The sequence below is a fragment of the Mesorhizobium sp. AR07 genome (genome assembly GCF_024746815.1).
In the GTDB taxonomy this organism is placed as follows: domain Bacteria; phylum Pseudomonadota; class Alphaproteobacteria; order Rhizobiales; family Rhizobiaceae; genus Mesorhizobium.
This window is the reverse complement of record NZ_CP080525.1, coordinates 336,543-362,936: the sequence shown is the minus strand read 5'-3', so window position 1 is coordinate 362,936 and position 26,394 is coordinate 336,543. Positions and strand designations below refer to the sequence as shown.

The following is a 26,394-nucleotide window of genomic DNA, read 5'->3' as shown; positions in this document are numbered from 1 at the left end:
TGTACGGCCAATGGCCGGGAATTTCAAGATCGTCGTTGAGAAGGGATTGGCGACAGGAGACCTCAAAGCCCCTCTTTCGCGGCCTCCAGTAGCCGCGCCGCGTAGCGGGCCATCGTGTCGATCTCGAGATTGACGCGGTCGCCGACCTGGCGCTCGCCCCAGGTGGTCACGGTCAACGAGTGGTGGATCAAAAGCACGTCGAAGCGCGTGCCCTCAACCTTGTTGACAGTGAGCGAAGTGCCGTCGAGCGCGACCGAGCCCTTCGGTGCAATGAACCTCGCCAGATCGCGCGGTGCTTCGAGGGTAAAACGCACCGCATCGCCCTCATCCTTGCGCTCGACGATATCTGCCATGCCGTCGACATGGCCCGAAACGATGTGACCGCCGAGTTCGTCGCCGATCTTCAGCGCCCGCTCCAGATTGATCCGGGTGCCCGATTTCCAGCCCATCGCCGTCGTCAGCCTGAGCGCCTCTTCCCAGGCCTCGACCTCGAACCAGCGCGCGTTCGAGCCACGTTGTGGCAAGGCGGTGACCGTCAGGCAGACGCCGCCGCAGGAGATCGACGCGCCGATGGCGATGGTTTCGGGGTCATAGACCGTGTCGATGCGCAGCCCCACCCCTTCCCGCAGCGGCTTGACGGCCGCGACAGTGCCAACATCGGTGACAATTCCGGTAAACATCGGTGTTGATCCCTAGGTTTGTCTATGATCTTGTCCGAAAATCGGTTCCCACTTTTCGGGATCATGGTCTAAATGTCTCTGATCCATTCGGCGTAGCTGTCTTCGCCAAAACGCATGTCGCGAAGCTTGCGAAATCCTGCCGGGATATGGTCGGCATCGATGGGCGATGCAATGCCGTCACGACCGATCGCTTCCAGCCCCTGGAACAGCACGATGCGGTCGACCAACCCGTCGGCCAGGAAAGCGCTCGCCACCTTGGCGCCGCCCTCGACCAGAACACTGGCCATGCCGAGCGCGGCGAGATCCTCGAGCAGTTCCGGCAGCGCGACGCCGCCCTCATGCGTTTCGGTGCCGATGAAGCGCACGCCGGCGCGTTCCAGCATGGTCCGTCGCTGTGGATCGGCCTCCAGGCACGCGGCGACATAGAGCGGCACCCGGTCCACGCCCGAAACCAGCTTCGAGGCCTCCGGCAACCTGATCTGGCGGTCGAGCACGATGCGCGCCGGCGAGCGGTTCTCCAGCCCCGGCAAGCGCACCGTCAGAGCAGGATCATCTTCAAGTGCCGTGCCGATGCCGACCAGTATGCCGTCGGCCTCGGCCCGCATCAGATACACCTCGCGACGGGCGACATCGCCGGTGATCGACACCTGTCCCCCACCTTCCCTGCCGATCTTGCCATCGCTGGAAAGCGCAAGCTTGAGAATCACTTCGGGGCGTTTTCTCAACGATCGAATCAGATAGCCGGCCATCTGCTCGGCGGCTTCCGCCGCCAACACCTTTTCGACCACTTCGACACCGGCGGCGCGCAGGATCGCGTAGCCCTTGCCGGACACGCGCGGATCGGGATCGCTGGCGGCGCCGACGACGCGCGCGACACCGGCATTGACCAGCGCATTGGCGCAAGGCGGCGTGCGGCCATGGTGGGCGCAAGGTTCCAGCGTGACATAGGCGGTGGCGCCGCGCGCCAGTTCGCCGGCCTCGGCCAGCGCCTCGGTCTCGGCATGCGGCCGGCCGCCGACAGCGGTGACCCCGGTGCCGACGATCATCGGCCCGGCGCCGTCATCGCGCACGATCAGCGTGCCCACGGAAGGGTTGGTCGCGGTTCGCCCGGCATGCTTGCGCGACAGCCTGAGTGCGGCCGCCATGAAACGGCGATCAAGGGCGGCCTGTCTGTCGCCTGCAGTCATGCTCAGCTGGCGTCCTCTTCGCCTTTGGTTTCGTCGCCCTTGAGCTCGCCCAGCAGCTCGTGGAAATCCTTGGCCTCGCGAAAATTGCGGTAGACCGAGGCGAAGCGGACATAGGCGACGTCATCGAGCGACTTCAGTGCTTCCATGACCAGCTTGCCGACCTCGCCGGAGGCCACTTCGGTCTCGCCGGAGCTTTCGAGCTGGCGCACGATGCCGGTCACCGCGCGGTCGATGCGCTCTGGATCGACATTGCGCTTGCGAACCGCGATCTCCACCGAGCGCAGCAGCTTGTCGCGGTCGAACGGCACTTTGCGGCCGGATTTCTTGACCACGACGAGGTCGCGCAACTGCACGCGTTCGAAGGTGGTGAAGCGGCCGCCACAATCGGGGCAGACACGCCGCCGGCGGATCGCCGCGCCATCTTCGGCGGGACGCGAATCCTTCACCTGCGTATCTTCTGACTGGCAATAGGGACAGCGCATGGAGAAGCCTTTGGTTGGCGAATCTGGTGAAGCAAAAGGCTTAGAGGTTTTTGCAACGATGGCAAAGTATCGGCAACAGCCCCTCGCCCCTCAGAGCCCTTCCCCTGAGAGATAGCGGGGCGCAAGCAAGATTGCCAGCCTCGCCAGGCGGCGGGACAGCGTGCCGATGCCGTCAGGGAGCGACGTCGGCGGTCGGAAACCCGCACGACGCGCCGAGGCTGCGATAGGCCTTGGAGAAGCCGTCCATGGAGATGCTTCCAACCGGCGCGTCGCCAAAGGTGACATCCAGTGCCGCTGCCCGGCGCATGACGCGTAAGAGCGCCAGGCTGGTCTTGGCCTGATTGTCCACGGTCCAGCTGAGCCGGCCGTTGATGGCGGCATCGGAATGGAGTTTTGCGGCAACGTGACCCTTGTCATCGCCAAAGGTGGCCGCGACCGATTTGCCGGTCGGCAAATCCTTGTTGTCGACGGCGATGGTCAGGGAGGGATAGGCATTCGGCGGCAGTGCATCGCCGTTCGAGATGATGAGCGTCAGGGTACCGCTCTCGCCGCCGGCGCCGATAAAGGCGGTCGAGGCAGCGCAGGTCTTGCGGATATCCTGACCGGTGTCGACCGCGTCGACCAGGGTCGACCATCTGCCGAAGGTTTCAAGCTTGGGTTCTGCCTGCGCGGACGCCGCGGGCGCGGCTTGCGTGGGCGCGGGCTGAGCGGGGACAGTTTGCGCCAAGGCGATGCCGGAGAACGGCAAGGCAATCAAAGCGACCAGGACGCCCGCGGCGGCAAGGTCGGCGAGACGAACGATTCGCATCATCAAGACTCCCGTCGCAGCCTTGCCGCGACGGCGCCTGTCGTCGCGGCAAGGTGATGAGACCTCCTGTCCCGTCAGCCGAGATAGGGATAGAGCGGAAAACGATCGGTCAGCGCCATCACCTTGGCCTTGACCGCCGCTTCGACAGCGGCATTGCCCTCGTCGGAATTGGCCACCTTGAGACCATCCAGAACTTCGGCGATCAGCTTGCCGATCTCGCGGAACTCGGCCTGGCCGAAGCCGCGCGTGGTGCCGGCCGGGGTGCCGAGGCGCACGCCCGATGTGACGAAAGGCTTTTCCGGGTCGAACGGAATGCCGTTCTTGTTGCAGGTGATGTTGGCGCGGCCGAGTGCCGCCTCGGCGCGCTTGCCAGTGGCGTTCTTGGGGCGCAGGTCGACCAGCATCAGATGGTTGTCGGTGCCGCCGGAGACGATATCGAGGCCGGTTTCCTTGAGGCTGGAGGCGAGCGCCTTGGCGTTGGCGGCGACGCTCTCGGCATAGACCTTGAAGCTCGGCTTCAGCGCCTCGCCGAAGGCCACCGCCTTGGCGGCGATGACATGCATCAGCGGCCCGCCCTGCAGGCCGGGGAACACCGCCGAATTCATCTTCTTGGCGATGTCCTCGTCATTGCACAGGATCATGCCGCCGCGCGGACCGCGCAGCGACTTGTGCGTGGTGGTCGTCACCACATGGGCGTGCGGCAGCGGCGACGGATGCACGCCGCCGGCGACGAGGCCGGCGATGTGGGCCATGTCGACCATCAGATAGGCGCCGACCGCGTCGGCGATCTCGCGAAAACGCTTCCAGTCCCAGACGCGCGAATAGGCGGTGCCGCCGGCCAGGATCAGCTTCGGCTTGGTTTCATGCGCGGTCTTCTCGATGGCGTCCATGTCGAGCAGATGATCGTCCTGGCGCACGCCGTAGGACACGACCTTGAACCATTTGCCGCTCATGTTGACCGGCGAACCGTGGGTCAGATGCCCACCCGAATTGAGGTCGAGGCCCATGAAAGTGTCGCCGGGCTGCAAGAGCGCCAGAAACACGGCCTGGTTCATCTGGCTGCCGGAATTCGGCTGCACGTTGGCGAAATTGCAGCCGAACAGCTTTTTCGCGCGCTCGATGGCCAGTTCCTCGGCCACGTCGACGAATTGGCAGCCGCCATAGTAGCGCTTGCCCGGATAGCCCTCGGCATATTTGTTGGTCATGATCGAGCCCTGCGCCTCGAGCACGGCGCGCGAGACGATGTTTTCAGAGGCGATCAGCTCGATCTCGTGACGCTGGCGACCGAGTTCGTTGCGGATGGCGCCGAAAATCTCCGGATCGGCATCGGCCAGCGTGGTTTCGAAGAAGGATTCGAATTTGTTCGACACTGCCGCTGCTGTTGCCATGGCCTGAAATCCTTGGGGTTCGGGGGCAAGTTTGATTTATGCATCTCGTTGTCCCAAAACCGCTGCACACTTTTGGGCGACATGCATTCGCCGCGCCATTAACACAGTTGTTTTCACCCCGCCACGTTTGCGGCGCGAAATTTGCTGGCCGGATTGCGCCAACGAGGCGACGAGGCGGCTATTTCCGTGCCTTGCGGCCTTTCAGCAAGGCCTCGGTGAGCGTGATCTCGGTAAACAGCGCCTGCGACGTATGGTCGTTGATCTGGCCGCTGCGGAACATGTCGCGCACGGCCGTGCGTTCGGCCTCGATGCCGGCAAGTCGCATTTCGAGTTCCAGCCGCCCGGCTTCGCGGGCCTCGGCGCGCGCTTCATCGGCTTCGTCGGAGGCGGCGATGCGGCGCCGATAGCCGGCGACGATGTTGTCGGCGGCGGCCAGCCGGGCGCCGGGCACCTCGCCTCCGTCGTCGTCACCAGCTCCGGCGATGCTCTCTATGCGGGCGATGGCCGCCTTGGCGGCGCCGACACGCGCCAGGCGTTCCTCGGCGGCACTGGCATCCTCGCCAGGCTCGACCAGCCCGCGGGCGATCGTCGGCAAGGCGATGCTGGCGAAGACCAGCGAGCAGATGATGACGCCGGCAGCCAGGAAGATCACCAGGTCGCGCGCCGGAAACGGCGAACCGTCCGGCATGGCGAGCGGTTGCGACAGGATGCCGGCCAGCGTGATGGCACCGCGCACACCGGCCACCGAACCGGCGAGCCGCAGGCGCAGCCCGAACGGCTCCGCCTTGCGCTTGCCCAAACGCGCCGCGATGCCAGCCGCGATGTCGCCGACCCAGATCCACAGAAAGCGCAGCGCAATCAGGCACAGCGTCAGCGCAATCACGGTCGCGATCGGCTGGATGACCGGATGCAGGCTCATGAGTTCCGGCGGCACGTGGCGGATGATGTCGGGAAGCTGCAGCCCGAGCACGATGAAGAGAGCGCCGTTGAAAACAAAGGAAAGCGTCGTCCATAGCGACATCGTCTGCATGCGCGCCGAAACGCCGAGGAAGCGAAACACGCCGGAGCCGCCGGTCAGCAGGCCGGCGGTGACCGCCGCCAGGACGCCGGAAGCGCCGATGTGTTCGGCGCCGAGATAGGCGATGAAGGGCAGCAGGATCATCACCAGCACCTGCGCCTCGGCCGGCACGCCGCCGATGCGGTTGAGCAATTGCAGCACCTTGGCGGCGACGAACAGCGCCGCCACACCGATGAGGATGCCGGCGGCGACGGCATAAAGGAAGCTTAGAGATGCAGCAGTGAAGGAAAAGCTGCCGGTCAGCACCGCGGCCACGGCGAAGCGGAACATGACCAACCCCGAAGCGTCGTTGAGCAGCGACTCGCCTTCGAGAATGTACATCAGCCGCGCCGGAACCAGGTTCCTGTCGACGATCGAGGACACAGCGACCGCATCGGTCGGCGACAGCACCGCGGCGAGCGCGAAAGCGACGAGCAGCGGGATGCTCGGCACCAGCCAGTGCAAGGCATAGCCGAAGCCGACGATGGTGAAGAACACCAGCCCGATGGCGAGGTCCAGTATCGGCCCGCGCAGCGCCATCAGTTCGCGCTTCGGTGCGCCGTAGGCATCGCCGAACAGCAGCGGCGGAATGAACACCAGCAGGAACAGTTCCGGGTCGATCTCGACATGGATGCCGCGCACCGGCCAGGCGACCGCGGCCCCTATGGCAATCTGCAGCACCGGCAACGGCACCCGAACCAGGCGCACCAGTGCGCCGGAAACGGCGACGAAGGCGAGCACAACCAAAATGAAGACGGCAACTTGCATGGTCCGGTTCCAGACTTGTCCCCCGACCATGCGCAAAGCCGGCCGATCCGTCCAGCCGCCCCTCCCGCGAAAAGCGCAACGGAACCCCCGCAACCAAAAGGCCGCCTCGACTGGGCGGCCTTTTTTGTAAAATAATCAGCTCCTTAAAGCGACGAGGTGATCTGCAGTTCGTTGGCACCATCGAGCGCATAGACGTCGTCGCGGAACTGCACGACGCCCGGGCCTGTCGACCAGGCCGAGAGGTAGAGGAAGTGGACCGGCACCGGATTGGTGACCTGGATCGGCGTGTTTTCGCCGGTCTTGATCGCCGCCTCGAAATGCTGGCGGTCCCAGCCGGGCGTGTCGCGCAGGATCCAGGTGACGAGGTCGCGCACGTTCTGCACGCGCACGCAGCCCGAGGAATCGAAGCGCATCATCTTGCCGAACAGGCTCTGCTGCGGGGTGTCGTGCATATAGACGCCGTCGGGGCTCGGGAAATTGATCTTGACCGAGGCCATCGCGTTGCCCGCGCCGGGGTCCTGGCGGAAGCGGTACTTGGCGGCGTCGTCGGTCGACCAGTCGACATTGAGCGGATTGACCTCGCTGCCGTCAGGCGCGAACAGGCGGATATGGCTGTCCTTCAGATAGTCGGGATTCTTCCGCATCAGCGGAATGATATCCTTGCGCACGATCGAGACCGGCGCGTTCCAGTACGGATTGACGATGATCTCGTTGATCTTGGAATTGACGATCGGCGTCTGGCGATCGATCTTGCCGACGATCGCGGTGTGGCGAAGCACGACGCGGTCGTTCTCGACCGCTTCGACCTGCGCCGCCGGAATGTCGACCAGCACATAGCGGCTGCCAAGCGTGCCGGCCTTCTCCTTCAGCCGCTGCAGATTGGTCTGCAACTGGCCAAGCCGGATCTGCGCTGAAACATTTATCGCCAAGTAGGTGTATTTGCCCATGGAGCCGTCGGCGGGCAGGCCGTGACGCAACTGGAAGCGCTTCACCGCCGAGTCGACATAGGAATCGAAGGCCGTCGAAATGCCGGCGCTCTGCGACAGGTCGCCCGAAACCATCAGGCGCTTGCGCAACGGCACGACATCGGGATCGTCGACGCCGAGCTGGAGCTTCTTGGTGTCGGGAACCGGCTGCCAGCCGCCTTGCCCGGCAATGTTCTGATACTGCGCTACCGCCTGTTCGGTGAAGGCAACCGTCTGCGGGCTGAAGATCGGCAGCGTCGAGGCCACCTTGGCACCTTCGCTGGCGCGGGCGTCGAACTGATCGTCCCAATTGCCGCGCGATGACGATTTCAGAATGTCACCGATCACATCCTGCGCATTGGCGCGGCCGGCGACTATCGCGGCTGCGAGCGCGGAGGCTCCGGAAAGGAAAAAGCGGCGGCTGGTTCTCATGGACGTTCCAGACATTCTTGTCGCGTTCGATCTGCTGCGTTCGGTTATAAGGGCGATCTTGCCCGCACTCTAAAGTTGGCAATCTTAACAATTGGCCAACCATGGTCCGTATCAGTTCGGCCATCAACGATCGAGGCACGATACAGGTTCCGGGTGAACGCACGGCCTTGACCACAGCATCACCGGCATCCTCGGTTCCATTGGAATATGGCGGCAACGTGGCTTGCGGCCGAATTTGGCCCGACCGACGCGGCGAAATGAAAGGCCCGTGCTTTTTCGGCATCGATCGGGGATCGGAAGCCGCCACATGACTGCGGCAAACCAAAAGAAAAGGCCGATACCTTTCGGCACCGGCCCTGACTGAAGGTCGATATTTCGGCCGCGCTTCTTTGGCGCGGGCCAGATTCGATGCGGCGGATGCGCCTTACATCCGGTAGGCGATGGTGTCGTTCCAGAAGCGGTCGAGCCGCTGCAGAGCACGGTTCATCTGCTTGAACTCGTCGGTGTTGATGCCGCCGACCTGCTCGATCGAACCGACATGGCGCTCATAAAGACCGGCGACGACATCAGCCACCTCGTTGCCCTTCGGCGTCAGCGAAACACGGACCGAACGGCGGTCGATGCGCGAGCGCTGGTGGTTGATGAAGCCGAGATCGACCAGCTTCTTCAGATTGTAGGAGACGTTCGAGCCGAGATAGTAGCCACGCGAGCGCAGCTCGCCGGCGGTCAGCTCCGAATTGCCGATGTTGAACAGCAGCAGCGCCTGGATGGCATTGATGTCGGAACGGCCGTTGCGGTCGAATTCGTCCTTGATCACGTCAAGCAAGCGGCGGTGCAGCCGCTCAACAAGCTGCAGCGATTCCATGTACAGCGAGCGGATAGCCTCGCGGCGGTCGTCGGATACGTTGGCGGTCTTCGCCGCCGGACGCGAATTGATCATTGTCTTTGCCTCTCGTTTGTCGCCCTGGTGATTTTTTGTTTTTCACCTTGATCGCGACACTATCGAATACTCATAAAATTCGACTTAAACGCTAGGGCTAACAAGAGCTTACCGGTAACAGGTTTCGAAAGAGGCTTAACGAACGGTCACCCGAGCAAGGATAATTAACCTAAAGATTTAGCCAACAATCGCGGGCTCGAATCCAGGCAGCCGCCAGGTCGCCAATGCGCCCAAGGGCTTAGTGCCGTACCGGTCGTTTCTGCAGGTAGATGACGACGCGAAAGACGATGTAGAGCAGCGCCACCGCCGTATGCGAGATGACGATGAGCGGTCGGTGGCCGAAAAGATCGGGGAAACCGGCATACATCACGATCTCGGTTACCGCGCAGATGAACCAGATCACCGGCCCCCAGGACGCCAGCATCCACAGACCGGCGGCGGCGAAGGGAAAGAACACGGCGAGCACCACCGCCGCCACCTGCCAGTGCACCGGCATCAGGTCGAAACGCCAGAGCGAGCCTGGATAGAAGCCGATCAGCTTGATCCAGTAGAGAATGCCGAACAGCAGGCAGTAGCCGGCGATCACCCGCTGGAACCAGGCGAAGATCACCTCCACCCCTGAGGGCTGCAGGACGACGCGTCTCGAGGTCACCTCGCTCACAGGTCGAGCTCCCGCTCGCCAAGCGGGGCGAAATAGACGTCGACATCCGCCTCGCTGACCGCATCCAGGCTCGCCGGCCGCCATTGCGGTTTCGAATCCTTGTCGATGATGACGGCGCGGATGCCTTCGTAGAAATCATGGCCGGCCAGCATCCGGTTGAGGATGCGGAACTCCATCTTCATGCAGGCGTCCATCGACAGTGTCAGCCCGGCGCTGATCTCGCGCCAGGCGACGCGCAGGCTGGTCGGAGAGCGCGTGCGGATCGTCGCCAGTGCCTTTGCCGCGAACGCATCGTCGCCCGCCGCCCGTTCCAGGCTGTCGATGACGGCCTTGAGCGATGGTTGCGAAAAATGACGGACGATCGCCTCCAGCGTCGGCCTGTCGGTCTCCTGCCTGGCCTGAACGAAAAATCCGCGCAGCACCGATTCCGGATCGCCGGTCAGCGTCAGCCGGTCGAGGAAGCCACCCTGGTCCTCGGCCTTGATGGTATGTGTGGCCAGCCCCGACCACAGCGCATCGCCATAGCGGATGCGATTGCCGGTCAGCGCCAGATACATGCCGAAGGAGCCGCCGAGGTCAGGCAGCAAATGGCTGGCGCCGACATCCGGGAAAAAGCCGATGCCGACCTCCGGCATGGCGAACTGGGCATTCTCGGTCATCACCCGGTGCGAGCCATGGAAGGAGATGCCGACGCCACCGCCCATGACGATGCCGTCGATCAGCGCAACATAGGGTTTCCTGAAGCTGTTGATGCGGGCATTGAGCCGGTATTCGTCGGCGAAGAACTCGACCGGCGGCTTTCCCGCCCGGCCGGCCTCATAGACATGCAGGATGTCGCCACCCGCCGAAAACGCCCTGCCTTCAGCCTTGACGACGATGACATCGACGCCTTGGTCATTCTCCCAGGCGGTGAGAGCGGCGCCCAGCGCCTTGACCATGCGGTGCGTCAGGGCATTGAGCGCCTGCGGCCGCGTCAACGTGACGACGCCGGCCCGGCCCAGATGCTCGAAGCGGATCTCGTCGCCGCCGCCAAAATCCATCGTGAAAGAATCCCCTCCCCCGCGCCGCCGGGACTGGAGTGCTAAAGCGTGGCGCATGGGTGCGTCAATGCCAGGCCCGGCCATCATGCGTCTGTTTGGATCTCGGGAGTGGAAAGAGACCGTCCTTTGCGTTGCGGCCAAATGGGTGCAAATTTGCCGGCGACAGCACGGCTATCCGTCTGTTTGGCTCGAGGGTGAATGCTTGACCCTTGTAACCGGAGCGCCGGGAGACAATTTGGCGATGACGCAAGAGTTCGACCCGGACGATGTTCTAAGCCGCCCGTTGATGGCGAATTTGGCGACCGTCGGCGCGGACGGCGCGCCGCGCAACGCGCCGGTATGGTTCATCTGAGAAGACGGCGCGATCTGGCTTCTCGGATCATCGGATGGAAGCGCGGTAAAGCATCTCCAGAGAGACCCGCGCTGCACGGTGGAAATTGTTCACTTCGACAACAATGCCGGCATCTTGCTGCACCTCGGGCTGCGCGGCGCCGCCACCGTCGAACCGATGTCGCCAGACCGCTTCAAGCGACTCCTTCACAAATATCTCGGCCCCGAAGCAGACTGGAACGCGTGGTTCATCGACAACGTGGCCCAGATCGAACATCCGGATGGACGTATGATCAGGCTTGCACCGGTCAGCATTTTCACCAACAACGTATCGTTCTTCAGAACCGGCCCTGACCTTGCATGGCCGCCCTCAGTCGATGACGGGTTTCGAAGCGGACGGTGAGCCATGCCGCGGTTTTTGCGCCTTGCCCTTGTTCTGGGTAGCCTGCTGGCCATCTGCGCCGCCAATGGTCCGGCCAGGGCGGCTGATGTCGAGGATCTCTACAGATCCCAGACCATCGTCACCGGTCAAGTCGAGCCGAACCGCCAGGCAGGCTTCAAGATCTGCCTCGATGCGGTTCTGGTCCGGGTGTCCGGCGACCAGCGCCTGCTGGCGAAACCTCAGATGACGGCGCTGCGCGACAAGGCCGGCAGCTTCGTCACGGGTTTCCGTTACCGCGATCGCATGGAAGGCATCCCGGTGCATGACGAACAAGGCACGCACGACCGGCCGCACGACCTCTATTGCCAATACACCCCGGCGACGATCGACCCGGTTCTGATTTCGCTTGGCAGCAAGCCCTGGCTGGCGGAGCGGGTACGGCTGGCGGTGTTCCTGTCGACCGAGCAAGGCATCCGGCATTTCGCGCTCGATGCCGATGGCGAGCGCGGCACGCTTATGCGTGAATCCTTCAGCAATGCCGCCGCGCCGCTGGCCATGCAGGTGACATTCCCAACGGCGGCGCTGCTGTCGCAGGCCGGGTTGGACGACAGGACGCTGCGCGACGCCGACTTGGCGAAGCTGGATACTGTTGCGAAAAAGGCGGGCGCCGATCAGGCGCTTTCCGGCAGTATCGTCTGGAGCGACAAGGAGTTGGGCTGGATCGCCGACTGGCGGTTGGCGACGGGCGGCAAGACCTACGCATGGCAAGTGCGTGGCGTTTCCTTCGACGAGGCTTTCCGCGTCGCCATGCGCGGCGCGGCGCAGGTTCTGTCGGGCAATGGGCAACCTTGATTCCAGCCTGGCACAAACGTGTCGCATTGGTCAGCGGCAAGGGCTCGTGGTAAAAGTCGCCGACCCGGAGTTTTGGCGATGAACAAATTCACCCCGACGGCGATGAACAAATTCACGCCAGCAAAGCCAGCCGGCGCGCGCAGCGTCGACGACATCACCGGCAGCCGCCGTTTGCGCCGCATGCGCAAGGCAGACTGGTCACGCCGTCTCGTGCAGGAGAACCGGCTTACGGTCGACGATCTGATCTGGCCGATCTTCGTCGTCGACGGCAAAAATGTGCGCGAGCCGATCGCCGCCATGCCGGGCGTCTTCCGCCTGTCGATCGATCTCGCCGTCAAGGAGGCAGAGCGTGCGGCAAGGCTCGGCATTCCCGCACTCGCCACCTTCCCCAATGTCGACATCGCGCTGCGCGACCAGACCGGCTCGCACATCCTCGACCCCGATAACGTCATCAACCGCGCCACCCGCGCGATAAAGGACGCGGTGCCTGAGATCGGCATCATCACCGATGCCGCGCTCGACCCGTTCACCAGCCATGGCCATGACGGCATCCTGCGCGACGGCATCATCGTCAACGACGAGACGGTGGAACAGGTGACCGCCGCGGCCGTCATCCAGGCGGCGGCCGGCGCCGACATCATCGCGCCCTCCGACATGATGGACGGCCGCATCGGCGCCATCCGCGACGCGCTTGACGCCAACGGTTTTCAGGACGTGGCGATCATGTCCTACGCCACCAAATTCGCCTCGGCCTTCTACGGCCCCTACCGCGAGGCGGTCGGCACCGCCGGCCTGCTCAAGGGCGACAAGAAGACCTACTACATCGACCACGCCAATTCCGACGAGGCGGTGCGCGAGGCCGAACAGGACATCGCCGAAGGCGCCGACATGCTGATGGTCAAGCCCGGCCTGCCCTATCTCGACATCATCCGGCGGCTGAAGGACGAATTCCAGATGCCGACCTTCGCCTACCAGGTGTCGGGCGAATATTCGATGATCAAGGCTGCCGCCGCCAATGGCTGGATCGATGGCGAAAAGGCGATGCTGGAGAGCCTACTTGCCTTCAAGCGCGCCGGCTGCGACGGTATCCTCACCTATTTCGCGCCCGAAGTGGCGAAGATGCTGAAGGGATAATTTCTCTTCCTGCCGATCGCCGGTCGCGGCGATCCGCCTCGACATCCATGACAATTTCCGGCTTCCGCCGGGGAACCAGAGCGAGGGTCGTTTGACCAACCGCCTTGAGTTCGTTCGGCTTGAAAACACCGCTTGCAATTCGCAATCAGTTTGCTACAAAAAACCGATTGCGAACACAACCAGTTATGGAGGCGGCTCTCATGTCCAAACTTCGCGTCAATGCTTTCACCCTATCGCTCGACGGCTACGGCGCCGGTCCCGATCAGGATCTGCAAAATCCGCTCGGTGTCGGCGGTCCGGCCCTGCACAAATGGGCCTTCAGCACCCGCACCTTCCGCAAGATGTTCGGCGGGGAAGGCGGTGCGACCGGCACTGATGAGGACTTTGCAGCGCGCAGCTTCGAGAATGTCGGCGCCTGGATCCTTGGCCGCAACATGTTCGGGCCGATCCGAGGCGACTGGCTTGACGGTAGCTGGAAGGGTTGGTGGGGTGATAATCCGCCCTACCATGTGCCGGTTTTCGTGCTGACCCACCACAAGCGCGAACCGCTCGTCATGGAGGGCGGCACGACCTTCTACTTCGTCACCGACGGCATCCATTCGGCGCTTGAGCAAGCGAAGGCGGCGGCCGGCGGCAAGGACGTGCGGGTCGGCGGTGGCGTCGCCACCATCCAGCAATATCTTCAGGAGAAACTGATCGACGAGATGCATCTGGCGATCTCGCCGGTGCTGCTCGGCGCGGGCGAGAACCTATTTGCAGGCCTCGACATGCCCAGGCTCGGCTACCTCTGCAGCGAGCAGGTTGCCACGCCGCTCGCTACTCATGTGGTGATCGAGCGCGCTTAGGAAATGGCGTGAACATCATGTCTGCGACCATGGCGATTAGCGAAAGCCTTGGTGCAGGCCCCTTTCTCCCCGTCACTATACGGGAAGAAATTCCCGGCATGGCAATGAGGGGCGACGCAACCGGCCGAATATTGTGGTTCCGGGAGCGCCATCGATGGCAATATGGCGGAGGAACAAGTGTCGCTCATGCTGCGACTTATGCTGGCTCAACTGTCGAAGCCGGCGCCGCCCCTCATCCGCCTGCCGGCACCTTCTCCCCGTATAGGGACGGGGAGAAGGGAACCCTACCTCAATACTTCTCCGGAACATAAAGCTCGCGCGGCAGCGTCTGGCGCTCGTATTCGGGATTGAAGACGCGCTCGGGCAGCATGATCTCCTCGTGCGGCACCTCTTCATACGGCATCTGTTTGAGCAGGTGGTCGATGCAGTTCAGCCGCGCCCGCTTCTTGTCGTTGCCCTCGACGATGAACCAGGGCGCCTCGGGAATATTGGTGCGGGCGAAGGTCTCTTCCTTGGCCTTCGTGTACTGTTCCCACCGCACGCGCGACTGCAGGTCCATCGGCGACAGCTTCCACTGCTTCATCGGATCGTGGATGCGCATCAGGAAGCGCATCTGCTGTTCCTCGTCGGTGATCGAGAACCAGTATTTGACCACCGTGATGCCCGAGCGGACCAGCATGCGCTCGAACTCCGGCACGTCGTGGAAGAATTCTTCCACCTGCGCCGGTCCGGCAAAGCCCATCACCCGTTCGACGCCCGAGCGGTTGTACCAGGAGCGGTCGAACAGCACGATCTCGCCGCCAGCCGGCAGATGCGGGACATAGCGCTGGAAATACCATTGCGACTTCTCGCGCTCGGTCGGGGCCGGAAGGGCGACGACGCGGCAGATGCGCGGATTGAGCCGCTGCGTGATGCGCTTGATCACGCCGCCCTTGCCGGCGGAGTCGCGGCCTTCGAAGATCACCACCAGCTTCTTCTTGTGGTAGGCGACCCAGGACTGCAGCTTGATCAGCTCGGACTGCAAGCTGATCAGGTCGCGAAAATACTGCATGCGGTCGATCGAAGGCGGATGCGAGTTCTTGTAGATCTTGGCGATCTCCATCGACAGCGCCGGCTCCGACATTTCGAGCTCATAGTCTTCGTCGAGCGTGTCGGCGAGTTCGGCTTCAAGCCAGTCCTTGGCAGGAGAATTCTGTTTTAGCTCGGTCATTTCAGCTGCTCCGCTTGCAAGCCCTGTCGATCCACGTCCGGCGCCCCAAACCCCTGGCCTGCGCCCCGGAGTGGCAACACCTGAGCCGACTGCAATATAGGCCGGCAATGACGGTTTTATTGCAAGCCTGGGCGTGATGGCCGCCGCTGCAAATCCGGCGAGGCATGATCGATCCGTCGTCGTGGCATGGCGACAAACGGTCCAAATTGTCCTACAAATGGGGCAGGCCCATCCGGGCGCTGCCTTCAACAACAATCGCGAGGACTGACATGGAATACCGCACCCTCGGCCGTTCCGGCTTGAAAGTTTCGACATTGACCATGGGCACCATGACCTTCGGCGGCGCCGGCGCGTTTTCGGCTGTCGGCAAGACCGACCTCGACGAGGCACGCCGGATGATCGATCTCTGCATCGATGCCGGCATCAACGTCATCGACACCGCCAATGTCTATTCGAACGGCCTTTCCGAAGAAATCATCGGCGAGGCGCTCGGCGGCAAGCGCAAGGGCGACGTGCTGATCGCGTCCAAGGCGCGGATGCGGATCGGCAACGGTCCGAACGATGAAGGCCTGTCGCGCCATCACCTGATCCGCGAATGCGAAAAGAGCCTGAAGCGGTTGAAGACCGACGTCATCGACATCTACTTCCTGCACGAATGGGACGGCGTGACACCGCTCGAGGAAACCATCGCCGCGCTCGACACGCTGGTTGCCCAGGGCAAGGTCCGCTATGTCGGCTGTTCCAACTATTCCGGCTGGCAGGTGATGAAGGCGCTCGGCATCAGCGACAGCCATCACCAGCCGCGCTTCGTCACCCAGCAGATCCACTACACGCTGGAAGCGCGCGAGGCGGAATATGAATTGCTGCCGATTTCGGTCGACCAGGGGTTGGGCGTGCTGGTCTGGAGCCCGCTCGCCGGCGGATTGCTGTCCGGCAAATACCGCCGCGACAGCCCCACCGCCCGTCAACTTGCGGGCTGGTCCGAGCCGCCGATCCGCGACGAGGACCGGCTCTGGCGGATCGTCGATGTCCTTGTCGAGATTGGCACGCAGCGCGGCGTGTCGGCAGCTCAGGTGGCACTGGCCTGGCTGCTCGGCCGGCCGGCGGTCAGTTCGCTGGTCATCGGCGGCAGGACCGAAACGCAGTTCCGCGACAACATCGCGGCGGCAAGCCTGATGCTTACCGGCGAGGAACGTGACCGCCTCGACGCGGTCAGCCGGCCGCCCCTGCTCTATCCCTACTGGCACCAGCAACTGACGGCCAAGGACCGTTTTGGCGCCGCCGATCTGGTGATTGACCGCAGCGGCGTGTGACCACGGATTTCCAAAAGGAGCCCGCCGGGCGGTGCCCGCCAGGCTTCTGGAGCGGCTCCGCTCTATCTCTTTGTTTTGACGCAATTTCCTAAGGGAAAGGCTAAGCGCTTTTCCCGGGAAAAGCGTTTCACACTTTTCCTGGAATTGCTCTAACCCACGATATAGCGCCAGACCTCGGCGTCGGGTTCCATCTGGCCGCTGAGCACGAAGTATTTGTAGAGCACGAGCAGCGAGATCGCCTGCTCGGCCTGCTCGTGGGCGAATGTCCTGCAATAGGCATTCGCGGCAGTGATGATGCGCTCGGCTTGCGTCGGGTGCCGCTCGAAATACGCCACGCGTTCCGCGAGGTTTGAGAAATCCGCCTCAAGCGGAACATAGTGAACGTTCGCTTCGAGCTCCCTCTCCGCGAACCATGTCTCGTATGTCGGTGGCGGCATCAGACACAGCGAGTTCGAGTTCATGATCCATTTGAGGTTGGTCGCCACGTCATTGCCTTCGAGCGAGACGATGTAGCGATAACGCTGCTGCTGGCTGATGCCGAGATAAGGCCTGCTGTACTGGGCCGGTGTGTCCTGCTTGTGTGAGCCGGCGTCGCAGAACGGCAACTCGCGCACGGCTTCCAGGAACCTCGTCCTTATCGGATTGTTGAGATCGCCGCGCCAGACCACGGCCGGGAGTTTGTCGGCGAATGCGGTTGCGTCGGCAGGCATGTGGAAGTGCCGAAACTTGTCGAGCTTCATGATCACCGCATTGCCGTTGTCCGCACGGATCGGTCGATCCTTGACGATCGAAGGCACTTTCGGCACGTCGGCAACATCGCCGAACTCCACGTCGACGAGCAATGCCGGATCGAAGTAGCGGGCAAATTCCTTCAGGTCGTAATAGTACATGGTCGGGTAAAAAGGCAGGTTGCTGAGGCGCACTGCATTAGGGCTGGGCGTAAAGGCATCCTGCAGCTTGTTGTAGCAGTTCAGCCTGTGGCGAACCGAGCCGTCCGAGAGCCTGGCCTTTGCGAGCCGGCCCGCCAGCTGCCGGCGAAACAATTGCTGGGGGACGACATCGCGCGCGAAATTTCGCGCATAGTAGAAAACCTTTGCCGTCGTTCGTGCAGTTGTGGCCATTGGTCACTTGATTAAAAACAAACGGGCAGTTCGCTATACGCCGGTGCCCGGCTCTCCCTACATCATTGTGCCGCGCATCTTGCAAGCCTTGGACCATCATCGACGCGAACGGCCGGGCACGATCGCTTCTGCTGTTGTGTTTGACGGCTAATGCTCCTAGGCAGGGTCAGAGCCGCTAAAGCAATTCCAGGAAAAGTGCGAAACGGTTTTCCTGGGAAAAGCGCATAGCGCTTTCCCTAGGGAATTGCGTCAAACAAAGAGATAGGGCGGTTCCGCGTTTCCGTGAAACGACGAACCGGTCCAGCAGTGGAAAAGGAGCCGATATGGCGAGAGCACCAAACTACGATCAGGAACGCAAGGAACGCGACCGCCAGAAGGCGGCCAAGAAGGCAGAAAAGCTGGCGGCCAAGGTTGCCGCGCGCGAGCGGTCGAAGCCTGAGGACGAAACTGAAACCGAAGCGGCGAAGTGACGGCAAAAGGCCCGCAAATGCGGGCCGTGCCTCAATCCGGAGTGTCGCCCCGGAGTGTCGCTTGTGTCAGGCCGGCGCCTTGTCGCTGACAAAGACGTCCACTTCGCGCGCTGCCGCGATGAAGGCACGCCTGGCGTTCATCGCCGGCTTGTCGCCAGCCAGCGCATCGTGACAGGCCTGCAGGGCCGCGCGATGCTTGGGGCTGCGCTTGCCGGGCCAACTGTTGAGAAGGTAGTCGGAAGCCTCACGCGCCGTACGCAAGAGCTGTGTGCTTCCCGCCGCGACTGACTTGACGGTCACGGGTGTTTCAAATCGGTTGTTTTCCATCGCCGCTCTTACGCCATCAGTGTCCGTGAAGCGAGGCCGAAAGTGCAGGTCGCGCCCAGACCCTGCCTTTTGCGCAGCGACTACTCCGCCTCGTAAACCGCTTCAAGCGGCGACGACCGCGAAGCCCCTGGCCCGAAGACCGCGTCGATCGTCGGCAAGCGACGTCACCAGCCGATCGCGGCTGCCGACGATGTGTGCCGACAGCAGCCGCGCTGCTTCATCGGCATCGCCAAGGCGCGTGGCGGCCAGAATGGCGCGATGTTCAGCCCAGGCGCGAGTAAGCGCCGCCTCGTCGCGAACCTCCAGCCAGCGGGCCCGCGACAGGCGCGTCATCGCATCGCGAACCGCCCGGAACAGGAATTCGTTGCCTGACAGCCGCGCCAGCTCGATGTGAAAATCCATGCCGACACGATGCCATTCCTCACGCGGCGTGTCGGTGCCGCAGGAATCGAGCATCGCCTCGATGACATCGACGGCGCTCCGATCCGCCAAGGCACATGTCAGGCGAAGCGCCGCAACCTCGACCGCCTCCCGGTAGACGGCGATCTGCTCGAGTTCGGCCAGGTTGATCGGCGACACGGTCCAGCCACGGCCGTCCCTGCCGACCAGGCCCTCTGTCTCCAGCCGCAGCAGCGCGGCCCTGACAGGGGTTCGCGACGCGCCGAAACGGCTTTCGACCCAGCGCTCGGTCAGTTTCTCGCCGGGACCGATCTCGAGGCCCAGGATCATCCGCCGAAGCTGTTTTTCGACGCTCTGCATCTGCGACATGGTCGTTTCCGTTTCTCCAGCGGTTCGCCGGCGATCGGCTTGCCGTCGGCGTTTTCCGATCACGTTCGAGAGGGTCGCATTGACAGCGGCCAGGCTTGCGTCCATGACGGATACCAGCTTGGTATCCCAAAATGGTATCCGCCGCAACCGCCGATACGGGCCTTGCTCGGACAGGACATATGACATGCCGCAGACCCCGACGACCGACAGTACCTTCAACATCCACTGGCGGCGCAATCTGTTCGTGTGCGTTGCCGGGTCGTTCTCGACGCTTGTCGCCATGACACTGCTTTTGCCCTTCCTGCCGCTCTACATCGAACAGCTGGGCGCCCAAGGCCACGCGGCGATCGTGCAATGGTCGGGGATCGCCTATGGCGCGACCTTCTTCGCGGCGGCACTGGTGGCGCCGCTCTGGGGACGTCTCGGCGACCGCTACGGCCGCAAGGTGATGCTGGTTCGCGCCAGCTTCGGCATGGCCATATGCATGTCGCTGACCGGCATGGTGCAGAGCGTCTGGCAACTGGTGCTGCTGCGCCTGCTGATCGGCTTTGCCGGCGGCTATTCCTCCGGATCGACCATCCTGGTCGCCATGCAGACGCCAAAGGAGCGCTCCGGCTGGGCACTTGGCCTGCTGTCGGCCGGCATCACGGCTGGCGCGCTGGTCGGCCCGCTGGTTGGCGGCGTGTTGCCGCCGCTGATCGGCATCCGCGCCACCTTCCTGCTGTCGGGCGGCGTCATCTTCCTGGCCTTCCTCGCGACCACCTTTCTGATCAAGGAGAATCCTCGACCGAAAACGCCAGAAGCGTCATCGAAGCAGAAGCCAAAGGGCGGCTGGGCACAAATTCCCGACAAACGGCCTGTTGTCGCCATGCTGGCAACCGGCATGCTTTTGAGTTTCGCCACCATGTCGATCGAGCCGATCATCACCGTCTATGTGCAGCAGCTGATCGAAGACCAGAGCCGCGTCACGCTGATCTCGGGCGTCGTGATGTCGACGGCAGCCCTCGGCGCCATCCTGTCGGCCTCGCGCCTCGGCAAGCTCGCCGACCGCATCGGCCATTGGAACGTCATCATCGGCGCGCTTGCCGTCTCGGCCCTGCTGCTGATCCCGCAGGCCTTCGTCACGCAGAGCTGGCAACTCATCGGCCTGCGCTTCCTGATGGGCCTGGCGCTGGGCGGGCTCTTGCCCTGCATCACCAGCGTCATCCGCCACAATGTTCCCGATGGCGTCGGCGGCAATGTGCTCGGGCTCTCGATCTCCGCCCAATATGTCGGGCAGGTCGCCGGCCCCTTGCTTGGCGGCTTTGCCGGCGGCCATTTCGGCATGCGTTCGGTGTTTCTGGGCACATCCGTCTTGATGGCGGGCGGCGCGGTGTATAATTGGCTGGCACAGTCGCGCCGCGCGCAGGACATGCTCGCCAACGCCGGCAAGCTATGACCGAATTGGGCTGTATGCCTTGAACGTCCCGGAGTCCCAGACATGAGCACGGCCGAGCAATCTTCCGGCAACAGTGGCCGCATCCTCGTCCTGGCCGGTGGCCTTTGTGGCGCCGCCGGCGTGGCGCTGTCGGCCGCGGCGGCGCATCTGGGCGGCGCTTTCGTCGGCACCGCCGCATCCTTCCTGCTCATGCATGCGCCGGTCTTCCTCGCCGCCGGATTGCTCGGCGCGACCCGGACGCTGCGCATCGGCAGCCTGATCCTGCTGGTTGGGCTTCTGTTGTTCTGCGGCGACCTGCTGGCCCGCGATTTCCTCGGTTCGCGGCTGTTCCCGCTGTCGGCGCCGATCGGCGGCACCTTGCTCATTGCCGGCTGGCTGGTGATCGCTGCCTCGGCACTGCCGCGCGCGCGTTCCTGACGCCTCTCGGCGCCCTGCCCGGATCAAGTCATTCACGAGACCAACGCCAAGCCTCTGCCTGTCAAACTCGTTTGTGTGACGATCAATCCTGCCGGCGCTCGGGCTGCACGAGCAATTCGCGATTGTGCCGCCGCAGCCTCGCCAGCCGACGCCTCTCCGGTTCGGAGGCCGGCGCGATGCCCCAGTAGTTGCGGTAGATGTCTTCGAACAGGTAGCTCACAGGATGCATGACGTGCACTCCTTTCAAGATTTGAATCGATCCAATCGATGAGCACGAAAAGGCAGTGCCGATCAACTCCGCTTGCGCTCCACGAGGAACCGCAGCTCGCGAACCCATGGGCTGATCCTGTCGCGGCGCCTCTGCGTCGCGATGGTCGAACCGATGCTCCAGTCGTTGCGATAAACGTCCTGGAAGAGATAATTGACGGGATGCATGGCATATCTCCCTTTCCAAAGATTGAATCGATCCAATCATTGGGGCTGTTATTCCCTTGGATCGATTCAAAGATACACCTCATCGGGCCTTCGATCAAGACGAAATTTGAACCGATCCAACGAAAGTGTTAGATGGGATGAATTCAGGAGACGAAGATGGCGCCATTGAGCTCTGGAAAGACAAGACCGGTCCGGCTGGCAGACATTGCCAAAGCGGCCGGAGTCTCGCACGGCACCGCGTCCAACGTGTTCGCCCGTCCGGAGATCGTGCGCGAGGAGGTCCGCGAACGGGTCAAGGCGGCAGCCGAGGCGATGGGATATGGCGGGCCAGACCCCAAAGGTCGGCTGCTGCGCGCCGGCAAGGTCAACGCCATCGGTGTCGCGACCGCGGAACCCTTGTCCTATTTCTTCGACGACCCTTTCGCCCGGGTAATGATGGCCAGCATCTCCAGGGCTTGTGACGCGACCGGTGCGGGGATCTCGCTGGTCTCCGCCGCCAACAATGAACAGCTCGCCTGGAACATCCAGAGTGCGCTGGTCGATGGCTTCATTGTGTTCTGCATCGAAGGCGGCTCAAGGCTGGTCGAACTGGCCCGCGAACGCAAACTGCCCTTTGTCGCGCTCGATCTCGATTCGGACGACGAGGCGGTCGCGGCGATCGGCGTCGACAACATCGCCGGCGCAGGGCTGGCGGCGCGCCATCTGGCTGGGCTCGGGCATCGTCGCTTTGCCGTGCTTGCCCTGCCCTGCGCCGACGCCGGCTTCGGTCCGACCACGCAGGCGCAAGTCGAGAAGGCCCTTTACTCCGGTACGCGCGACCGCCTGCGTGGCTACTTCGCGGAACTCTCCCGCTTCGGCATCGACGTCTCGAAGGTGCCGGTCTATGAAACCCTCAATGACGAGAAAAGTGTCCGGGCCGGCCTCGATCATATTTTTGCTGGCGCTGAGACGCCGACCGCCATCCTGGCAATGTCGGACAGGATCGCCCTGCATGCGCTGGACTGGCTGCGCCAGCATGAGATCGCTGTCCCGGGCGACGTTTCGATCGTCGGCTTCGACGGTGTCCCGGAGGGCGAGGTCTGCGAACCGCCGCTGACCACGGTCGCCCAGCCGATCGCCGAAATGGGCCGCCTTGCCGTCAAGGCGATCCTCGAAAATGACGGTTCGCTCAGCCAGCGATTGCTGCCGGTCGACCTCGTGGTGCGGGCCTCATCCGGCCCCGCGCCCGCCTGAACCGCCTGACGGCGGCGCGCCCATCATCGGCTCGCTCGTGCCGTCATCGGCGATATGCCGAAGGATGCCCGGGCGGCGGGTGCCGCGTTTTGCACCGGCCTGCTTTTCCCGGACCAGCCCAGGCCCGAAAGCCATTCGAGATAGTAGGCAAGCGCGAACTGTATGGCGATGCCGGCCGATATCAACAGGCTGTCATAGGCAAATCCGCCTGGATTGATCAGCTTCAGCACTTGCGCCGTCAGCGCCAGCACCGTGCCGGCAATGAAAACCGGCAGCGATCGTTTGCCCAATATGGCAAGCGGATGATCGCGCCCGGTGCGAAACAGGTTCGAGATGGCCGGGAACGCCACGACCAGGTAGCTCACCGCCAGGATATGCAGCAGCCTCGGCAGGGCCAGGAACGTCTTGTCGAAGCCGGTCAGCACGGGCGGCAAACCCAACCAGGAGATCTGCCCCCAGAGCGGGCTATGCACCCAGACCAGCGCCGCAGCGGTGTAGGCCAGGGCCGCGCCAACCAGCCAGCGATTGACCGGGATGGCGCCGCCGCGACGCACATGCAGTGCGCCGGCCAGGCCTATGTTGAAGAGGAACTGCCACGACAGCGGATTGAGAAACCAGAAGCCGGGCTCGGGATAGTTCGGCGGCGCGATCTGGTAGATCCCGGCGATCAGCCACAGCGCGCCGGATGCGGCCAGCGTCGGCAGTGGCCGGTAGCTGACGAAGAGCAGGAAGACCGGCGCCAACAACAGCAGCACCGCATAGACCGGCAGGATGTTGTTGTAGCCGAGCTGGTGGCCGAGCGTCACGATGCCGATCAGCACCTGCGGCGTGTCCTTGATCAACGGCTCTATGTTGATCATCGTCAAGAGCTCCGGTCGCCTGGCGAACACCGCGGCCGCGCAGAAGATCGCCATCACCACCATGGTGGTGACGATGTGGGCGGCATAGAGCACGCTGGCGCGCCGCCACATCTTCAAGGTTGCCAGCAGCCGGCTTCCGGGCTGGAACTTCTTGCCATAGGCAAGCGCGACCGAGATGCCGGAGATCAGCACGAAGACCTCCGCCGCGTCCGAAAAACCGAAATTCTTGTAGGTCAGATATTCGAAGGCGGTGCCCGGCACGTGGTCGACATAGATGGTCAGCAAAGCGAGGGCGCGGAATACGTCGATGCGCGTATCGCGGTCCGCGATACGCGTGCCGCGATCGGGAGAAATTGGGGTGGTCATCGACAAAAGGCCTCAAAGCTGGTTGTTCATGCTGGCAATGCGACCCCCGGCGCACCGCTTCGATTCCTCCCACGGAATGATATCGGCGAAGAAACGGGCTGTAGTGCGCTTGGTTCGATCAACTTTCGCGGAGCTTGAAAATATTGCGTTTTGAAGCCAGAAAAATGACCGGAAGCGCCATGAAATCAAAAGGATGAGGCCATGACCGAAGAGACCTCACAAGATGGTGCGTTACAGCGTGATCTCGCCTTCCGTTACCGCCTTTTCAGTCCGGCGGCTTCAACCGGCGAATGCGTCTTCCTGCTGCATGGATCTGGAGTTGACGAAACGACATTGGTGCCGCTCGCACGGGAGATCGCGCCGCGCGCCGTGTTGATCGCCGTGCGCGGCCGCCTCGTCCAGGAGGATGGTTTCCGCTGGTTCGCGCGCATCACGCCGACGCGCTTCGAACAGCAGAGCATCCGCACTGAAACCGATGCCTTTGCAGGCTTCATCGCCGACGCCACGACACGTCACGGGCTCGATCTCTCCCGCACGGCGTTCCTCGGCTATTCGAACGGCGCCAATCTCGTCTCGAGCCTGATGCTGCTGCATCCGGGCCTTGTCGAACGCGCCGCGCTGCTGCGACCGATGCCAGTGCTCGATGACGTGCCGGCGACGGATCTGTCAAATGCGCGGGTGTTGATCATCGCCGGCGCCGCCGACCTGACCTATGCGCCCTTCGCTCCAGCGCTGGTGACGCTGCTCAGCCAGCACCGAGCCGAACTCGACGCCCGGATCGTTCCCTCGGGCCATGAATTCGGTGGCGCGGACGCGGCAATCGTCAGGCAATGGCTGAAGGCGGTGCCGGCACCTGCCGAATGAACTTGTCCACCGCGCCGATTCCCAGCCAATCTGGCCGGTCTCGAGGCGGCGCTGCGGATGCCTTCCGCCGATATGATGCTGGCGCTGCTCGCCAGATGGAAGGCTGAAGCAATTCCAGGAAAAGTGTGAAACGGTTTTCCGTTCGGAATTGCGGCGAAACAAACAACTAGCCTAACCTCGCCCCATCCGGTTCCAGGCATCGAGCCCGGCGATCTTGTAGGCTTCGGCCAGCGTCGGGTAGTTGAAGGTGTTGTTGACGAAGAAGTCGACGGTGCCGCCGAGATTGATCACCGCCTGGCCGATGTGGATGAGCTCGGTGGCGCCCTCGCCGATGATATGCGCGCCGAGCAGGCGGCGCGTCTCGATCGAGAACAACAGCTTCAGGAAGCCGGTGTTGACGCCCATGATATGGCCGCGCGAGGTCTCGCGAAAACGCGCCACGCCGACCTCATAGGCTGCCCCACTCTCACGCACCTGCTCCTCGGACTGGCCGACTGTCGAAATCTCCGGCACCGCATAGATGCCGTAGGGAAAGGTTTCCGGCGGCGGCGGCAGGGGCACGCCGAAGGCGTGGCAGGCGGCCACCCTGCCCTGCTCCATCGAGGTCGAGGCGAGGCTCGGAAAGCCGATGACGTCGCCTGCGGCGTAGATGTTGGGCACGCTGGTCTGGAACGTGTGCGGATCGACCTTGATACGCCCTCGGGAGTCGGCGTCGATGCCGACGACATCCAGCCCCAGGCTGCCGACATTGCCGGTTCGACCGGCGGCGTAGAGCACCACCTCGGAGCGAATGGTGCGGCCATCGGCCAGTTCGACCTCGGCGGCCTCCGGCTTGGAGCGGATTTCCTTCACCGCGCTGCCGAGCCTGATCGTCATGCCGCGATCGCGCATCTGGTGGATGAAATCATCGACGATCTCGCGGTCGACGAAATCGAGGATGGAGTTGCGCGGCTCGACCAGCGTCACCGGCACGTCGAGCGCGGAAAAGATCGTCGCATATTCGACCCCGATGACGCCGGCGCCGATCACCGTCAGCGTGCGTGGCAGACGGTCGAGTTCCAGCATCTCGTCGCTGTCGAAGACCCGGGTCTTGTCGAACGGCACGTCGTGCGGCCGGTGTGGCCTTGTGCCGACCGCGATCAGCGCATTGGCAAAACCGACCTCGCTATAGTCGCCGGTGTCCGTCGTCAGGCTGACCTTGTTGGGACCAAGAAACTTCACGTCGGCGCGCGCGCTCTTGACCGTGTTGCGCATGAACTGGTGCTGCAGCACCTCGACCTCGTGGTCGAGCGTCTTGTGCAGGCGCTCGACCAGATCGCCGACGGAAATATCCTGCTTGACCCGGTAACCGCGCCCATAAAAGCCGCGCTCGCGCCAGCCGGAGAGGTTGAGCACGGTTTCGCGCAGCGTTTTTGACGGAATGGTGCCGGTATGCACCGAAACGCCGCCCAGACGCCGCCCGCGGTCGACCACCAGCGCCGATTTGCCGAGCTTGGCCGACTGCACCGCGGCGCGGCGGCCGGAGGGGCCGCTGCCGATGACCAGCATGTCGTAGTCCATAGTGCCCCGTCCCTCTGCCCCTGGGCGCTTTGTTGCGCCGCAGCAAGCTAATGCCATCCAC

28 protein-coding genes are annotated in these 26,394 nt (G+C 63.2%); 10 read left to right on the top strand and 18 right to left on the bottom strand.

The window, feature by feature from the left end; translation table 11 throughout:
• Positions 1-62 precede the first annotated feature (62 nt).
• The 10 genes from BPNPMPFG_RS01860 to BPNPMPFG_RS01815 form a co-directional block, all read right to left on the bottom strand.
• The gene (locus BPNPMPFG_RS01860; RefSeq protein ID WP_258592989.1) at positions 63-680 is read right to left on the bottom strand and encodes a riboflavin synthase; all 618 of its coding nucleotides are present in this window, start codon (positions 678-680) and stop codon (positions 63-65) included.
• A 68-nt stretch (positions 681-748) separates the two neighbouring features.
• On the bottom strand, positions 749-1,867 hold the full coding sequence (gene ribD / locus BPNPMPFG_RS01855; RefSeq protein ID WP_258592988.1) for a bifunctional diaminohydroxyphosphoribosylaminopyrimidine deaminase/5-amino-6-(5-phosphoribosylamino)uracil reductase RibD: 1,119 nt from the start codon (positions 1,865-1,867) through the stop codon (positions 749-751).
• Positions 1,868-1,869: 2 nt separating this feature from the next.
• A complete protein-coding gene (gene nrdR, locus BPNPMPFG_RS01850; protein WP_258592987.1) occupies positions 1,870-2,349 on the bottom strand; it encodes a transcriptional regulator NrdR in 480 nt (159 codons plus the stop codon).
• A gap of 172 nt (positions 2,350-2,521) precedes the next feature.
• Complete coding sequence (locus BPNPMPFG_RS01845; RefSeq protein ID WP_413776895.1) at positions 2,522-3,157, bottom strand: hypothetical protein; 636 nt, start codon at positions 3,155-3,157, stop codon at positions 2,522-2,524.
• Between the two features lie 74 nt (positions 3,158-3,231).
• A complete protein-coding gene (gene glyA / locus BPNPMPFG_RS01840; RefSeq protein WP_258592985.1) occupies positions 3,232-4,545 on the bottom strand; it encodes a serine hydroxymethyltransferase in 1,314 nt (437 codons plus the stop codon).
• 178 nt (positions 4,546-4,723) lie between these two features.
• A complete protein-coding gene (locus BPNPMPFG_RS01835) occupies positions 4,724-6,370 on the bottom strand; it encodes a Na+/H+ antiporter (RefSeq protein WP_258592984.1) in 1,647 nt (548 codons plus the stop codon).
• 143 nt (positions 6,371-6,513) lie between these two features.
• Positions 6,514-7,767 carry a L,D-transpeptidase family protein gene (locus BPNPMPFG_RS01830; protein ID WP_258592983.1) on the bottom strand — a complete coding sequence of 418 codons (1,254 nt, stop codon included), beginning with the start codon at positions 7,765-7,767 and terminating at the stop codon, positions 6,514-6,516.
• A gap of 424 nt (positions 7,768-8,191) precedes the next feature.
• Positions 8,192-8,707, bottom strand: coding sequence for a transcriptional regulator LdtR (gene ldtR, locus BPNPMPFG_RS01825; RefSeq protein WP_013896002.1), 516 nt, complete (start codon positions 8,705-8,707; stop codon positions 8,192-8,194).
• A 238-nt stretch (positions 8,708-8,945) separates the two neighbouring features.
• Positions 8,946-9,368: a DUF6163 family protein gene (locus tag BPNPMPFG_RS01820; RefSeq protein ID WP_258592982.1), complete on the bottom strand. Its 423-nt coding sequence runs from the start codon at positions 9,366-9,368 to the stop codon at positions 8,946-8,948.
• A complete protein-coding gene (locus BPNPMPFG_RS01815) occupies positions 9,365-10,408 on the bottom strand; it encodes an enoyl-CoA hydratase/isomerase family protein (protein ID WP_258592981.1) in 1,044 nt (347 codons plus the stop codon). Before BPNPMPFG_RS01815 ends, BPNPMPFG_RS01820 begins: the two co-directional genes overlap by 4 nt.
• Positions 10,409-10,874: 466 nt before the next feature.
• Here BPNPMPFG_RS01815 and BPNPMPFG_RS01810 point away from each other — a divergent pair, with 466 nt between their 5' ends.
• The 4 genes from BPNPMPFG_RS01810 (at position 10,875) to BPNPMPFG_RS01795 (ending at position 13,951) form a co-directional block, all read left to right on the top strand.
• Entirely contained in the window at positions 10,875-11,141 is a 267-nt protein-coding gene (locus tag BPNPMPFG_RS01810; protein WP_258592980.1) for a hypothetical protein, read from the top strand.
• A gap of 3 nt (positions 11,142-11,144) precedes the next feature.
• On the top strand, positions 11,145-11,972 hold the full coding sequence (locus BPNPMPFG_RS01805) for a DUF8605 domain-containing protein (protein WP_258592979.1): 828 nt from the start codon (positions 11,145-11,147) through the stop codon (positions 11,970-11,972).
• A gap of 102 nt (positions 11,973-12,074) precedes the next feature.
• A complete protein-coding gene (gene hemB / locus BPNPMPFG_RS01800) occupies positions 12,075-13,106 on the top strand; it encodes a porphobilinogen synthase (protein ID WP_258597033.1) in 1,032 nt (343 codons plus the stop codon).
• Between the two features lie 200 nt (positions 13,107-13,306).
• Positions 13,307-13,951 carry a dihydrofolate reductase family protein gene (locus BPNPMPFG_RS01795; protein WP_258592978.1) on the top strand — a complete coding sequence of 215 codons (645 nt, stop codon included), beginning with the start codon at positions 13,307-13,309 and terminating at the stop codon, positions 13,949-13,951.
• 289 nt (positions 13,952-14,240) lie between these two features.
• Here BPNPMPFG_RS01795 and ppk2 read toward each other — a convergent pair whose 3' ends face one another.
• On the bottom strand, positions 14,241-15,161 hold the full coding sequence (gene ppk2, locus BPNPMPFG_RS01790) for a polyphosphate kinase 2 (RefSeq protein WP_258592977.1): 921 nt from the start codon (positions 15,159-15,161) through the stop codon (positions 14,241-14,243).
• Between the two features lie 269 nt (positions 15,162-15,430).
• Here ppk2 and BPNPMPFG_RS01785 point away from each other — a divergent pair, with 269 nt between their 5' ends.
• Positions 15,431-16,474 (top strand): aldo/keto reductase, encoded by a 1,044-nt coding sequence (locus BPNPMPFG_RS01785; protein WP_258592976.1) that lies wholly within the window; start codon positions 15,431-15,433, stop codon positions 16,472-16,474.
• A 149-nt stretch (positions 16,475-16,623) separates the two neighbouring features.
• Here the strand turns inward: BPNPMPFG_RS01785 and BPNPMPFG_RS01780 are convergent, their stop codons facing one another.
• Positions 16,624-17,595, bottom strand: coding sequence for a glycosyltransferase family 90 protein (locus tag BPNPMPFG_RS01780; RefSeq protein WP_258592975.1), 972 nt, complete (start codon positions 17,593-17,595; stop codon positions 16,624-16,626).
• 323 nt (positions 17,596-17,918) lie between these two features.
• Here BPNPMPFG_RS01780 and BPNPMPFG_RS01775 point away from each other — a divergent pair, with 323 nt between their 5' ends.
• Positions 17,919-18,065 (top strand): hypothetical protein, encoded by a 147-nt coding sequence (locus BPNPMPFG_RS01775; protein ID WP_258592974.1) that lies wholly within the window; start codon positions 17,919-17,921, stop codon positions 18,063-18,065.
• Between the two features lie 66 nt (positions 18,066-18,131).
• Here the strand turns inward: BPNPMPFG_RS01775 and BPNPMPFG_RS01770 are convergent, their stop codons facing one another.
• A complete protein-coding gene (locus BPNPMPFG_RS01770) occupies positions 18,132-18,365 on the bottom strand; it encodes a DUF982 domain-containing protein (RefSeq protein ID WP_244506945.1) in 234 nt (77 codons plus the stop codon).
• A gap of 129 nt (positions 18,366-18,494) precedes the next feature.
• Positions 18,495-19,160: a GntR family transcriptional regulator gene (locus BPNPMPFG_RS01765; protein ID WP_258592973.1), complete on the bottom strand. Its 666-nt coding sequence runs from the start codon at positions 19,158-19,160 to the stop codon at positions 18,495-18,497.
• Between the two features lie 184 nt (positions 19,161-19,344).
• Between BPNPMPFG_RS01765 and BPNPMPFG_RS01760 the strand changes: the two genes are divergently transcribed.
• Entirely contained in the window at positions 19,345-20,598 is a 1,254-nt protein-coding gene (locus BPNPMPFG_RS01760) for a multidrug efflux MFS transporter (protein ID WP_258592972.1), read from the top strand.
• 42 nt (positions 20,599-20,640) lie between these two features.
• The gene (locus BPNPMPFG_RS01755) at positions 20,641-21,015 is read left to right on the top strand and encodes a DUF423 domain-containing protein (protein WP_258592971.1); all 375 of its coding nucleotides are present in this window, start codon (positions 20,641-20,643) and stop codon (positions 21,013-21,015) included.
• Between the two features lie 82 nt (positions 21,016-21,097).
• Here the strand turns inward: BPNPMPFG_RS01755 and BPNPMPFG_RS01750 are convergent, their stop codons facing one another.
• Together BPNPMPFG_RS01750 and BPNPMPFG_RS01745 are read right to left on the bottom strand one after the other, a co-directional pair.
• Positions 21,098-21,244, bottom strand: a complete 147-nt coding sequence (locus BPNPMPFG_RS01750) for a hypothetical protein (RefSeq protein ID WP_258592970.1) — start codon at positions 21,242-21,244, stop codon at positions 21,098-21,100.
• 62 nt (positions 21,245-21,306) lie between these two features.
• On the bottom strand, positions 21,307-21,450 hold the full coding sequence (locus BPNPMPFG_RS01745; RefSeq protein WP_258592969.1) for a hypothetical protein: 144 nt from the start codon (positions 21,448-21,450) through the stop codon (positions 21,307-21,309).
• 156 nt (positions 21,451-21,606) lie between these two features.
• Between BPNPMPFG_RS01745 and BPNPMPFG_RS01740 the strand changes: the two genes are divergently transcribed.
• Complete coding sequence (locus tag BPNPMPFG_RS01740; protein ID WP_258592968.1) at positions 21,607-22,683, top strand: LacI family DNA-binding transcriptional regulator; 1,077 nt, start codon at positions 21,607-21,609, stop codon at positions 22,681-22,683.
• Between the two features lie 23 nt (positions 22,684-22,706).
• On the opposite strand, the gene BPNPMPFG_RS01735 is transcribed toward BPNPMPFG_RS01740, so the two are convergent.
• Entirely contained in the window at positions 22,707-23,909 is a 1,203-nt protein-coding gene (locus BPNPMPFG_RS01735; RefSeq protein ID WP_258592967.1) for an OpgC family protein, read from the bottom strand.
• Between the two features lie 201 nt (positions 23,910-24,110).
• Between BPNPMPFG_RS01735 and BPNPMPFG_RS01730 the strand changes: the two genes are divergently transcribed.
• Positions 24,111-24,773: an alpha/beta hydrolase gene (locus tag BPNPMPFG_RS01730; protein WP_258592966.1), complete on the top strand. Its 663-nt coding sequence runs from the start codon at positions 24,111-24,113 to the stop codon at positions 24,771-24,773.
• Between the two features lie 171 nt (positions 24,774-24,944).
• Here the strand turns inward: BPNPMPFG_RS01730 and sthA are convergent, their stop codons facing one another.
• A complete protein-coding gene (gene sthA, locus BPNPMPFG_RS01725) occupies positions 24,945-26,333 on the bottom strand; it encodes a Si-specific NAD(P)(+) transhydrogenase (protein WP_258592965.1) in 1,389 nt (462 codons plus the stop codon).
• Between the last annotated feature and the right edge of the window lie 61 nt (positions 26,334-26,394).